General features: G+C 74.0%; 12 protein-coding genes. 5 read left to right on the top strand and 7 right to left on the bottom strand.

The genetic code is table 11. The features are described 5' to 3' along the window. The first annotated feature begins 33 nt into the window (after positions 1–33). A complete protein-coding gene (locus ACIQM4_RS01770) occupies positions 34–1,029 on the top strand; it encodes a helix-turn-helix domain-containing protein (RefSeq protein WP_401584536.1) in 996 nt (331 codons plus the stop codon). Positions 1,030–1,063: 34 nt separating this feature from the next. Here ACIQM4_RS01770 and ACIQM4_RS01765 read toward each other — a convergent pair whose 3' ends face one another. From ACIQM4_RS01765 to ACIQM4_RS01745, 5 genes are all read right to left on the bottom strand, one after another. Further along, complete coding sequence (locus ACIQM4_RS01765; protein ID WP_401584534.1) at positions 1,064–2,545, bottom strand: DNA-3-methyladenine glycosylase 2 family protein; 1,482 nt, start codon at positions 2,543–2,545, stop codon at positions 1,064–1,066. Between the two features lie 231 nt (positions 2,546–2,776). Continuing rightward, the gene (gene rsgA, locus ACIQM4_RS01760; RefSeq protein WP_401584531.1) at positions 2,777–3,865 is read right to left on the bottom strand and encodes a ribosome small subunit-dependent GTPase A; all 1,089 of its coding nucleotides are present in this window, start codon (positions 3,863–3,865) and stop codon (positions 2,777–2,779) included. A gap of 325 nt (positions 3,866–4,190) precedes the next feature. After that, positions 4,191–4,937 (bottom strand): hypothetical protein, encoded by a 747-nt coding sequence (locus ACIQM4_RS01755; protein WP_401584529.1) that lies wholly within the window; start codon positions 4,935–4,937, stop codon positions 4,191–4,193. A gap of 106 nt (positions 4,938–5,043) precedes the next feature. Continuing rightward, the gene (gene dhbC, locus ACIQM4_RS01750; protein ID WP_401586031.1) at positions 5,044–6,276 is read right to left on the bottom strand and encodes an isochorismate synthase DhbC; all 1,233 of its coding nucleotides are present in this window, start codon (positions 6,274–6,276) and stop codon (positions 5,044–5,046) included. A 64-nt stretch (positions 6,277–6,340) separates the two neighbouring features. Next, positions 6,341–7,183 (bottom strand): 2,3-dihydro-2,3-dihydroxybenzoate dehydrogenase, encoded by an 843-nt coding sequence (locus ACIQM4_RS01745; RefSeq protein ID WP_401584526.1) that lies wholly within the window; start codon positions 7,181–7,183, stop codon positions 6,341–6,343. Positions 7,184–7,472: 289 nt separating this feature from the next. Here ACIQM4_RS01745 and ACIQM4_RS01740 point away from each other — a divergent pair, with 289 nt between their 5' ends. Then, a complete protein-coding gene (locus ACIQM4_RS01740; protein ID WP_401584523.1) occupies positions 7,473–8,147 on the top strand; it encodes a methyltransferase domain-containing protein in 675 nt (224 codons plus the stop codon). 134 nt (positions 8,148–8,281) lie between these two features. Continuing rightward, the gene (locus tag ACIQM4_RS01735; protein ID WP_401584521.1) at positions 8,282–8,944 is read left to right on the top strand and encodes a phosphotransferase family protein; all 663 of its coding nucleotides are present in this window, start codon (positions 8,282–8,284) and stop codon (positions 8,942–8,944) included. A 49-nt stretch (positions 8,945–8,993) separates the two neighbouring features. Here the strand turns inward: ACIQM4_RS01735 and ACIQM4_RS01730 are convergent, their stop codons facing one another. After that, positions 8,994–9,989, bottom strand: coding sequence for an NAD-dependent epimerase/dehydratase family protein (locus ACIQM4_RS01730; protein WP_401584519.1), 996 nt, complete (start codon positions 9,987–9,989; stop codon positions 8,994–8,996). Positions 9,990–10,212: 223 nt separating this feature from the next. Here ACIQM4_RS01730 and ACIQM4_RS01725 point away from each other — a divergent pair, with 223 nt between their 5' ends. Beyond that, positions 10,213–10,608: a VOC family protein gene (locus ACIQM4_RS01725; RefSeq protein ID WP_401584517.1), complete on the top strand. Its 396-nt coding sequence runs from the start codon at positions 10,213–10,215 to the stop codon at positions 10,606–10,608. On the opposite strand, the gene ACIQM4_RS01720 is transcribed toward ACIQM4_RS01725, so the two are convergent. Then, positions 10,545–11,321 carry a helix-turn-helix domain-containing protein gene (locus ACIQM4_RS01720; protein WP_401584514.1) on the bottom strand — a complete coding sequence of 259 codons (777 nt, stop codon included), beginning with the start codon at positions 11,319–11,321 and terminating at the stop codon, positions 10,545–10,547. The two genes, ACIQM4_RS01725 and ACIQM4_RS01720, sit on opposite strands and share 64 nt — an antisense overlap. 187 nt (positions 11,322–11,508) lie before the next feature. On the opposite strand from ACIQM4_RS01720, the gene ACIQM4_RS01715 reads away from it, so the two are divergent. Next, complete coding sequence (locus ACIQM4_RS01715) at positions 11,509–11,934, top strand: CU044_2847 family protein (protein WP_401584512.1); 426 nt, start codon at positions 11,509–11,511, stop codon at positions 11,932–11,934. The last annotated feature ends 30 nt before the right edge of the window (positions 11,935–11,964 follow it).

Below are 11,964 nucleotides of genomic sequence, written 5' to 3'. Positions count from 1 at the left end.
CAGCCGTGGGAAAGGGATGGGGAGAGTGCTGAGGTGCTGAGTGCGATAGGGCTCGACGAGGCCCAGGAGTCGACATACCGGACGCTGGTCGCCGTCGGGGCGGCCGACGTGTCCGACCTGGCGCACCGGCTGGGAACCACCGAGACGGACACCGAGCGGGCGCTGCGCCGGCTGGAGCGGCAGGGGCTGGCCGCGCAGTCCTCCTCCGGTACGGAGCGGTGGGTGGCGGCGCCGCCGGGAGTCGCGCTGGGCGCCCTGCTGACCCAGCAACGGCATGAGTTGGAGCAGGCGGAGTTGGCGGCGGCACTGCTCGCGGAGGAGTACCGGGCCGAGGCGTCCGAGCCCGCGGTGCACGACCTGGTGGAGGTCGTGACGGGGGCGAGCGCGGTCGCGCACCGGTTCACGCAGTTGCAGCTGGGGGCGGTGGAGGAGGTGTGCGCCCTGGTGACCGGGCACCCGGTCGCGGTCACCGCGCACGAGAACGCCGCCGAGGAGCGGGCCACCGCCCGCGGGGTGTCGTACCGGGTGGTCGTCGAACGGGAGGTGCTGACGCTGCCACGCGGGGTGCTGGAGCTGACGGCCGCCCTCGGCAGGGACGAACAGATCCGGGTCGTCGACCGGGTCCCGACCAAACTGGTCGTCGCCGACCGGGCGTTGGCGATGGTTCCGCTGACCGGCCGGGACGCGGAGCCCGCGGCGCTGGTGGTGCACGCGAGCGGGCTGCTGGAGTCATTGACCGGGCTGTTCGAGGCGGTGTGGCGGGAGGCGCGGCCGGTGCGCCTGGAACGGCAGGGGCCGGGCCCGGCCGGACTCCCCGTGGCCGTGCCCGACACGGGCCCCGACGGGGTGGACCTCCAGATACTGTCGCTGCTGCTGGCCGGCATGACGGACGCGAGTGTGGCGAAGCAGCTGGATGTGGGGCTGCGGACGGTGCAGCGCAGGGTGAAGGGGCTGATGGAGGCGGCGGGGGTCACCACCAGGCTGCAACTGGGCTGGCACGCCTACGAACGGGGCTGGGTGGGGCGGTAGCCCCTACCCGGGGACCGGCCAGGCGCGCCGGCCCCTACCCGCGGATCGGCGCGACCGTGCCGAGCAGGAGGTGGCGGGTGGCGTACGAGCGCCAGGGGCGCCATGCCCCGTCGTCCGGGCCGCCGGGCAGTGCCACGTCCGGATCACCGAGCGCGCGCATCCGGATCACGGCGGCGCAGTGCGCGTCCACCCCGGGGACCGCGGTCAGGGCGCGGGCCGCCTCGTCCCGGTCCGCTCCCGGATCGAGCCGTACGGAGCCCTCGGCAATGGCGGTCGCCAGGGGGCCGGCGGCCAGGTCACCGGTGAGGTCGCCCGGGGCCGGGAAGAGGCGGTCGAGGGATCCGCAGGGCTCGGGGAGGGGGTTCCCGAAGGCCTCGACCAGATCGGCGGCCCTGTCCCTGCCGACCCGGGCGCGAACCGCGATCTCGTCCGGGTCGGCGGCGCCCGGCGAGCGCAGCCCTGGACGGGCCTCCACCAGGGGGGCCAGCCGGGGGTCGGCGCCGAGGCGCTCGTCGACGGCGTACGGGTCGGCGTCCAGGTCGAACAGGCGGCGCAGACGCTGCACGGCGGTGGTGAGGTCACGGAGGTCGGAGAGGTTGATCCGGGCTTCGAGCCAGCCCGGGTGAGGGGCCTCGTCCACGGACACCACGGCTGTGCCGTGCGGCAGGCGCAGGGAGCGCCGGTAGGTGCGGGCACCCGGCTCGCCGAGGACCTCCTCGACCCGGGGGACGGCCTCCTGTGCGAGGAGGTCGAAGACCTGGCGGGCGGCGTAAGGGCCCCGGTAGGCGAGGCGCAGCGGCACGCCGGCACCGGCGTGCCCGACGGTCGGGGCGGCGAGCCGGGTGCCGCGCTCCCCGCGCAGCTCGCTCGGAGTCCGCGCGTAGACCTGGCGCACCGTGTCGTTGAACTGCCGCACGCTGGCGAACCCGGCGGCGAAGGCGATCTCCGTGATCGGGAGACCGGTGGTCTGGAGCAACACCCGGGCGGTGTGGGCGCGTTGGGCGCGGGCCAGGGCAACGGGGCCCGCGCCGAGTTCGGCCGTGAGCTGTCGCTGCACCTGGCGCGTGCTGTAGCCGAGCCGTCCGGCCAGGCCGGGCACGCCCTCGCGGTCCACCACCCCGTCACCGATCAGCCGCATCGCGCGCCCGACCACGTCGGCGCGCACGTTCCACTCGGCGGAGCCCGGCACCGCGTCCGGGCGGCAGCGGCGGCAGGCCCGGAAGCCGTTGCCCTGGGCCGCGGCTGCCGTCGGGTAGAAGCGGACGTTGTGCCGCTTGGGTGTGACCGCGGGGCAGCTGGGGCGGCAGTAGATCCCGGTGGTCGTCACCGCGAAGAAGAAGACCCCGTCGAACCGGGCGTCCCGGCTGCTCACGGCCTCGTACCTGGTCGCGGTGTACGCACTCTCCGCGGGGTCGTCGAGGCGGCGCCGTTTGTCGGGGCCACGCCGCCCGTCGGGGCCGTGCCGCCCGTCGGGGTTTCGGCGGGTCTCCTCCTGGTTGTCCTCGTACGCGGTCATGCGTCCAGTGTGCGTCCGGGGCCGGGCCGGGGCTCGCGGGATTCGGACATCGAGGCCCGGCGGCGGCTCACGGGACTCGGATGTCGAGACCCGCGGCGAAACGCGGGGGCGACGCCCTCGCGGAGGGCGGCGGCGGTGTGACCGTCGCTCCGCCGGAAGGCGCCCGCCGGCCCGACGGGGAGCGAGCGCCCCTGCGCCGCGGGGCGGCCGCCGCTTCCCCCGCGGACGCGTCTACCGCGCCCGGCCGCCCCGCTTCGCCGCACTGTTGGCCCGGCCCTCGGCCCCCTTCTGTTTCCAGTCGCGCCGGATCTCCTGGCGCAGCCGTGCGTCGCTCTTCGCGACGATGCGGCGGTTCTCACGGATCAGCTTGCGCCAGCTCTCCAGCCGCCGTTCGGGGAGCGATCCGTCCTCGATCGCCGCGAGCACCGCGCAGCCGGGCTCGACCTCGTGCCCGCAGTCGTGGAAGCGGCAGTTCCCCGCCAACTCACCGATCTCCGAGAACACTTGGCCGACCCCCGCCTCGGAGTCCCACAGCCCGACACCGCGCAGTCCGGGGGTGTCGATGAGCACTCCCCCGCCGGGCAGCACGAGCAGGTTGCGGGTCGTGGTGGTGTGCCGGCCCTTGCCGTCTACGTCCCGGGCCGCCCGCACCTCCATCACGTCGGAGCCGAGCAGGGTGTTGGCGAGGGTCGATTTCCCCGCGCCGGAAGCGCCGAGCAGCACGCTGGTGCCGTCGGCGACGACCGCCGCGAGGACGTCGAGCCCCTGCCCCGTCCCGGAGCTCACCGCCAGCACGTCGACGCCGGGGGCGGCCGTCCCGACGTCCTCGACGAGGTAGGAGAGTCCGACGGGATCCGGTACGAGGTCGGCCTTGGTGAGGACGACGACGGGCCTGGCCCCCGACTCCCACGCCAGGGCCAGGTACCGCTCGATCCTGCCGAGGTCCAGCTCGACGGCGAGCGAGACCGCGATGATCGCGTGGTCGACGTTGGCGGCGAGGATCTGCCCCTCGGACCGCTTGGATGAGGTGGAGCGTACGAAAGCGGTCCGGCGCGGCAGCAGCGCCCGGATCAGCTGCGGGTCGCCGGCGGGCTCGACGGCCGCCCAGTCACCCGTGCAGATGACGCGCAGCGGGTCGTGCGGGGTGACCAGCGCGGTGTCGGCGCGGATCAGCCCGTCCGCGGTGAAGACGTCGGCCTGTCCGCGGTCGACCCGCACGACCCGGCCCGGCAGCAGTCCCTGCTCGGCGTACGGGGCGAAGCAGGTCTCCCAGTCCGCGTCCCAGCCGTGGGCGGCGAGGGCGGAACCGTGGGTGGACATGCCGGATGAAGAAGCGTGGAACAAGGGGAAACCCTTCCGTGGGCGGCCCCGGCGACGCGCGCGTCGCGCGCGGAGGTGGAGAGGTGGTCAGCCGGAGGCCACAGGGGTGGACACGAGGAACTGCTGAATGCGGGCAGCGCCCGCCGACGTGACAGTCATCAATGTCCTCACCTCCTGCTCCTCAACGAGAGCCCTCGTCCGCACGGGGTGCGCGGCTCGGCGCCGCGTCCCGGAACGAGGGAAACGTTAGCTCCGTCCCGGGCGCGGTGCCACCGGTTATTCGACCGGGCACGGCACCGGCGCCCCGACCGCGCGGCCCTGCCGTTCAGAGGTGCCGGGTGAGGACCTGCGCCACCATGTCGAGCGCCACGTGCAGTTCGAGCAGTTCGTGCGCCTCCAGCTCGGCGTCCAGTCCCGGGCTCTCGGAGCTCAGCGTGATCCGCCGGTCCTCCTCGTGGACCTCCAGCCGTACGTCGGCGCTCTCCCCCGACGGCAGCGCGAGGGTGACCGTGGCGGCGGTGGGCATCGGCCGCAGGAAGGTGATCTCGGAGTCGGAGCGCCGCAGCTGCGCGGTCAGCTCGCGGGGGGTGCTGCGCGAGGCGCGGTGCAGGTGGGAGTGGTGCAGGGCGATCTGGAGGAAGTCGGAGAGCTCCTCCGCTGTCTCCAGCCGGTCCGCGTCGGGCAGGTCCTCGATGAGGAGCGCCGCGATGCTCCGGTACGCACCGGCGAGCTGCCAGGCCACGGTGGTCAGCGGTCCGGGGTCGGCGGTGTCGTCGACGAACGGGGCGATGATCTCGCCCGCCGGACGCGCCACCTTCTCGGCCGCCTCCGCCGTCAGGGTGTCCGGGCGCGGCGCGGGGGCCGCGTCACTGTCGTTCCTGTCGATGCCGCGCTCCCGCAGGACCTCGTGCACCGCCGCGCGGGAGATCCCGGCGAGGGAGGCCAGCTCGGTGGCGTTGCGGGTGCCGGTACGCCAGGCGGCCTCGATGCGCTCGGCGCGGTTCTCGTCGGTGCTCTCGTGCAGGGCGTGCAGCGCGTCCAGCCGGGCACCTTGGGTTTCGTATGCGCTCATAACGGTCAAGGTAGGCGGAATCACCCGGCAGGTACGGCAGCACCGCGCCGCACCGCCCGCATGGCGGGGGTGCGGCGCGGTGAGGGTCGTCCGGGGCGCCGGGGGGTTACTCGGCGCCCACCGCGTGCAGGAAGGTGCGGAACTTGGCCGCTGTCTCCGCCGTCTCCGCCTCGGGCTCGGAGGCGGCGACCACGCCCGCGCCCGCGTACAGCCGCAGGGTGCGCTCCCGCGCCTCGGCGCAGCGGATGGTGACGACCCACTCGCCGTCGCCGTCCGCGTTGCCCCAGCCGATCATGCCGGTGAAGAAGCCGCGGTCGAACGGCTCGGTCTCCGCTATGACTTGACGCGCCGTCAGGGTAGGCGTGCCGCAGACCGCGGGCGTCGGGTGGAGGGCGGACGCGAGTTCGAGCGCGGAGGCGGCGCTGCTCTCGGGAAGGGTGCCGGTGACCGTGGTGGAGAGGTGCCACATGGTGGCGGTACGGATCAGGGTCGGCTTGGCGGGCACGTCGAGCGTGGTGCAGAACGGCGCGAGCGCCCCGTGCACGGCGTCGACCACCACGGCGTGCTCGTGCAGGTCCTTCGCCGAGGAGAGCAGGGCCGCCGCCCTGCGGACGTCCTCGGCGAGGTCGTCGCTGCGCGGCGTGGACCCGGCGAGCGGGTTGGCGACGACCTTGTTGCCACGCCGGGAGACGAGGAGTTCGGGGCTGGCGCCGATCAGGTTGCTGTCCGGCCCGGTGGGCAGTGCGAACGTGTACCCGGACGGGTCACGGCGGGCGAGGCGCTGGAGCATCACCGGCAGGTCGAGCGGTGCGTCGGCGGTGAGTTCGAGGGTCCGCGCGAGGACGACCTTGCTGAACTCGCCGCGCCACATGCGGTCCACGACGGCGGCCACGCCGGCCCCGTACACCTCCGGCGACGGCACCGGCGTGACGTCCCACTCGGTCGCCGCGGGCAGGTCCGCGGGCAGGGCGATCAGCGGGTCGTTGACGAGCGGCGGCGCGTCCTGCACGAACTCGGGCACGGCGAGGGCCGCGGGCGCGCTCTGGTCGAACGGTACGGCGCCCATGACGACCGGGTTCCCGTGTCCGTCCCGCCGGGCGGCGGCGAGGGTCTCGGCGACGCGCTGCGCCAACGGAGTCTGCCCGTGCGGTACTTCACGCGCGGGGCCGTCGGCGAGCAGGGTGCGGGTGGGGGTGGCGAGGAAGCGGGCGCCCTGGCTGTAGGCGTCCAGCAGTCCGGTGGCCGCGCCGACGGCAGGGTGCGCCGCCTCGGCGGAGTGCCGTCCGCGCGGGGTGGGGACGGCGGGGGTGGCTGTGGCGACTACGGGCGCCGTCGACACGGTGTCCACGGGGTCTCCAATGCTCGTGAGGGTGTGGGGGCGGGAGCGAGAGAGGGGAGGCGGATCAGCGGAGGGTCGCGCCGCCGTCGACGTAGATGTCCTGCATGGTGATGTGGCGTGCGCGGTCGGACGCGAGGAAGAGCACGGCGTCCGCGATGTCCTCGGGCCCGGCGATGCGGCCGAGCGGTATGCCGGTCTTGAACGACGCCAGGTCGCCCTCGACGACACGGCGTTCGGCCTCCGGGTCGCCCTCCCACATACCGCGCTGCATGGGGGTGTCGGTGGATCCCGGTGCGACGACGTTGCAGCGGACGCCACTGCGGGCGACCTCCAGGCCCAGGCACTTGGTGAACATCGCCGCGGCGGCCTTGGAGGCGGCGTACGCGGCCATGCCGGTACGCGGAATGCCGGCCGCGTTGGACGCGACGGTGACGATGCAGCCCTTGCGGCGCTCGGTCATGCCGGTGGCGGCGGCGCGTGAGGTGTGGAAGACGCCGGTGGTGTTGACGGCGAAGGTGTCGGCCCAGTCCTGGTCGGTCAGCTCGGTGGCCGGGGCGGTGCGCAGGATCCCGGCGACGTTCACCAGCAGGTCCAGCGGGCCCAGTTCGGCCTCGACGCGGGCGATCGTGTCGTTCACGGCGTGGGCGTCCGTGACGTCGAGGGGGTACGCGACAACCCTGCCCGCGCCCTCCGTGCCGTCGGGGCCCCCGAGGGACTTGGCGAGCGCCTCGACCCCGTCGGGCACCCGGTCGGTGGCGGCCACGGTCGCACCCCGGGCCACCAGTGCGCGTACGACCGCCTCGCCGATACCCTGGCCGGCCCCGGTGACGAGCGCGACACGACCGGCGAACTCACCCTCCGGGCGCGGCGGTTCGGACGGCGTACGCGACGGTATGTGCTCAGGCATGCAGGACCCTCCCTCGACTTCTTAGGTGAGCCTAACCTAACGCACTTCGAAGATCGAGAGGGACCCCGCCCCCGCCGGGAGAAGCACGGGCACCGCGCCGGGAGGGACGGCCGCCCCGCCGGGAGTGACGGGCCGTCGCCGCCGGGAGCGCCGGGGCCGGAGTTGCCCGGAGCGCCGGGGCCGGAGTTGCCCGAAGTGCCGAGGCCGGAGTTGCCGATAGCGCCGGGCCCGAGTTGCCGTTCCGGCAACAAGTTTTGCCGCGGGAACGCGGTGCGCCGATGCTTTCCCCATGACAGAGACGAACGGTGCACCCACCGACGACGCCGACCGGACCGCCCCCGCCACCGACGCCGAGTTCTGGGACAACCGGTACTCCGAGAGCGACCGCATCTGGAGCGGCAACCCCAACACCGTGCTGGTCCGCGAGGTCGCGGGCCTCACCCCCGGCCGGGCACTGGACCTCGGCTGCGGCGAGGGCGCCGACACCGTCTGGCTGGCCCGCCAGGGCTGGCAGGTCACCGGCACCGACATCTCCCGCGTCGCGCTGGGCAGGGCCGCCGAGCACGCGGCGGACGCGGGCGTGAGCGAGCGCGTCGACCTCCAGTGGCACCGGCTCGGCGACTCGTTCCCCGCGGGCTCCTTCGATCTGGTCTCCGCCCAGTTCCTGCACTCCGAGGGCGACCTGCCGCGCCTCGACATCCTGCGGACGGCCGCCGCCGCGGTCGCGCCCGGCGGGACGCTCCTGATTGTCGGGCACGCCGGCTGGGCCACCTGGCAGCTGGACAACCCGCCCCTGCCCGACGTGCACTTCGACACCCCGGACGAGATCGTGAGCGCCCTCGAACTCAAGGGCCCCCGCTGGGAGTTGCTGATCGCCGCCGAACAGGACCGGGTCCAGAACGGACCGGACGGCACCCCCGGGGCCCGTACCGACAACACGGTGATGGCACGCCGGCTGCCGTGAGCACCACCCGCGCCGCGTGACGGGTGGCACGGCGCGCCCGGCGCGCCGCACACCCCCGCGTGCTCCGGTTCCACTACCCGGCCCGAGCGGCTGCGTCAACCCGGAGCCGGTGGCACGCGCCCATGGCGGCGTACATGAGCAAAGCTTGCTCCATGGAACTGCTGCCGCACGGTTACACCAACCACACCACCCACCACGCCGGCGTCGTGACCAAGACGTACAAGGGCCGGGACGCCAGGCGCAGGATGGAGCGCGAGGCCGCGGCCCTGTGCGGGCTGGAGACGCTGGGGGTGCTGCTGCCGGTCCCCCAGCTGATCGGCTGCACCGGCGAGAGCCTGAGCATGACCTTCCTGGACGGCGTGCACGGTCAGGACCTGATCGAGGCCGGCTGGGCGCAGGACGTACTGGCCGCCTGCGGCGCGGTGTTGCGGGCGGTGCACTCGGTGGACGCCTCCGAGGTCTTCCCCCGGGCCAGGGGCGGTTCGGTGATCGTGCACGGGGACTTCGGACCGAACAACCTGCTGCTCACCGACGACGCCTCGCGGGTCACCGCACTGCTGGACTGGGAGTGGTCGCACGCGGGCGACCCCCTGGAGGACCTGGCGTGGTGCGAGTGGATCGTCAGGACCCACCACCCGGAACACCTCCCCGCGCTCGACGGGTTCTTCGACGCGTACGGCCACCGGCCCGACTGGCGCCTACGGCACCGGGCGATGACCGACCGGTGCCGCGAGCTCGTCGACTTCCAGCCGCACCGGGTGGGGCTGCTGATCGCCACCGAGGGCTGGACGGAGTGAGGCCGGGAGGTGACCTACCGTCAGGCTGCTCTTGGGGGACGCATTTTCGTCACGCGTCCAGGGCTGCCAGCACCTTGGCCTCGACGTCGGGATCGAGTCCCACCACCGGCCGGTCGGCGCGCTGCGGAGCCACCCGGCCCAGGGTGTTCAGCCACGCCCAGGTGTCCGCCACCGTCTCGGCCACCGGACGGCAACTCAGCCCGGTGGCCAGAGCCTTGGAGACGTCGGCACGGTGAATCGTGTCGTGGTCCTCGCCCGGCGGCACCCACACCGGGAGCTGCGTCCAAGGCTCGACGCCGTGGGCGAGAATCAACTCCGGTGCTGCCCAGCGGAGTTCCACGCTTCTGGCACCGGCCACGCGCACGCACGCCGCCAGCAGCTCCCCCGTAGTGGTGTGCCCCTCGGGGGACACCAGGAGGTAGGGACCGGACAGACCCGACTCCATCGCGTCCAGCATCCACACCGCCATGTCGCGTGCGTCGATGTACTGGAGGGGCAGCTCCTGCGGCCCCGGGGCCAGCACCGGGCCACCGCGGGCGACCCGGTTCAGCCACCAAGGGAGGCGGCCGATGTTCTCGCCGGGCCCGATGATCAGCCCGGCCCGCACCAATACCGTACGGTCAGCGCCGAAGGCCTCCTCCGCGGCGACTTCACCGGCCCGCTTGACCTGCGCGTAGCCCTCGTCGCCCGGATCGACCAGCGGGCCGTCCTCCGCCTGGTGCGGCGGGCAGGGGTGGGCGTACACCGACCGCGAGGATACATAGACGTAGCGTGCGGCGTGCTCGGCGAGCAGTGCGGCCGAGTGCCGCACGGCGCGGGGGTCACCCGACCAGGTGTCGAGCACGGCGTCCCACCGGGCCCCGTCGCGGACGGTGTCCTCCAGTGCGGACAGGTCGCCGAGGCGGTCGCCGTGGAGTGCTGTCACGCCGGGCGGCGGGGCGTGCTCGCCGCGGTGGAAGACGGTCACTTCCCAGCCCCTGGCGAGAGCGTCCTCGGTCGCCGCCCGCCCCACGAACTCGGTGCCGCCGAGTATCAGTAGCTTCATACCGCCGATCATCCCCGAGGGCACGCCCCAGGTCCCGGGCGGCGAGTGCGCCCTGGGCGGAATGCGCACGGGGCCCGCACCGCAGCCGCCCACGGACCACCCCAGAGCCACCCGCGCCCCCGCACCAGAACCGCCCGCCGGTCCCGCCCCAGAGCCGCCCGCGGCCCCGCACACGTCCGTTTTCTTCAAGATCCGGGCCGGGCCGCCCGGTTACGTTTCTTCCATGACTCCTCGACTCGACGCCGTCAGCATCGTCACCGCCGACCTGGCCGCCTCCCTCGACTTCTACCGCCGCCTGGGTGTCCCGCTGCCGGCCGACGCCGCCTCACAACCCCATGTCGAGGCGGTCCTGCCCGGCGGGCTGCGTCTGCTCTGGGACACGGAGGACGTCATCAGCTCCTTCGACCCCGCATGGGAGAAGCCACAGGGCGGCGAACGGCTCGGTCTCGCTTTCCTCTGCGGCAGCGCGGCCGAGGTGGACGCCACGTACGACGACCTGATCGCGGCCGGCTACTCCGGTCATCTCAAGCCGTGGAACGCGCAGTGGGGCCAGCGCTACGCCGTCGTGCTCGACCCGGATGGCCTCGGGGTGTCCCTCTTCGCCGCCATCGCCGAGTAGGCGCTCAGCGTCATCCCGGCCAGTTCCCGCGTCTCGCGGGCCAGGTGCGCCTGATCCGCGCAGCCGGACGCGTACGCCGCCGCCGCGAACGGCACTCCGTCCCGTACGAACTCCAGGGCGCGCTGCAGACGCAGGACCCGGCCCAGCGTCTTGGGCCCGTACCCGAAGGCGTCGAGCGAGCGCCGGCGCAGCTGCCGTGCCCCGAGACCGACCGCGTCCGCGGTCTGCGCCACCGTGCGCCCGGCGCCGAGCCCCGCGGCGACCGCGCGCATCAGCGGATCGGGAGGGCCCGTTTCCCTGGCCAGGTCCAGCACCAGTGACTCCAGGGCGAGGGCCTGGTCCGGCGCCGCCGCGATGCGTGCCGCGAGCTCGCGTACGCGGGGCCGACGCACGCTTCCGGCGCCCGGCCACACCTCGTCGAGCCCCACCCGCAGATCCCGCAGCTCGTACGCGGGCACCCCCAGGAAGGCGGCCATCGTGCCCGGCGCGAACCGCACTCCCGCGAACCGGCCACCGGGGGTGTCGGCGGCACGGTGGGCGCGGGTGTCGGGCCCGGCGACGATCAGTCGTCCGTCGGTCCAGAGCAGGTCCATGCAGCCGTCGGGCAGCACCGGGTAGGCCGGCGCGGGGGACGGCGGGCCAGGGTCGGCCGCGCGCCGCCAGAGGACCGCGCCGTCGAGCCTGGACGGTCGCTCCTGGTAGGTGCCGGACATCCTGCCAGGCTAACGCGCACCCTCCGGCCGCACCTCCGTACGGCCCGTGATCGCGTCCCCCGGCGCGCACCATGCGCCCACCGGCTGATCCACTGGCACTCGTAGGACCTCTCGGGAACAATGCGGTACGTCCGGTGCGGCGCCACTCGGCGTGACTGGCTCAACTCGGCGGACCACGGGGGCTGTTGTGAGCGAACTGATGCAGTTCAGCACGGAGGACGGCGGGAACGTGGTCGTCGAGATCGACCACCGACCCCGCGGCGCCCAGCTGGTCTCGCGCGGTGAGACCCAGCTGCTGGACGCGGGACGCAGCTTCGACGGCGCGCTTGCGGGCATCCGCACCGCGGCCGAGTCGGCGCTGCGGACCTTCCGGGGCGGTGCGCTCCGGCCGGACGGGGTGGAGCTGGAGTTCGGTGTGAAGCTGACCGGCGAGGCGGGTGCGGTGATCGCGAAGAGCTCGGTCGAAGGACACATCACGGTCAAACTCTCGTGGACCTCCGCGGCCGACGCGGTGGGCGACGATCCGACCGGGCCGCACCAGGCACGCGAGTCCGTGCCGCACCAGCCTCACCCGTCGGGGCCGCACGAGCCACACGCGTCCGGGCCGGCCTAGGCCCGCGCGTCCGGGCCGACCCAGGCCGCG

This window comes from Streptomyces sp. NPDC091272 (assembly GCF_044757485.1).
GTDB lineage: Bacteria > Actinomycetota > Actinomycetes > Streptomycetales > Streptomycetaceae > Streptomyces.
Note: the sequence above shows the minus strand (reverse complement) of the source record. Positions and strands in the feature narration are given on the sequence as shown.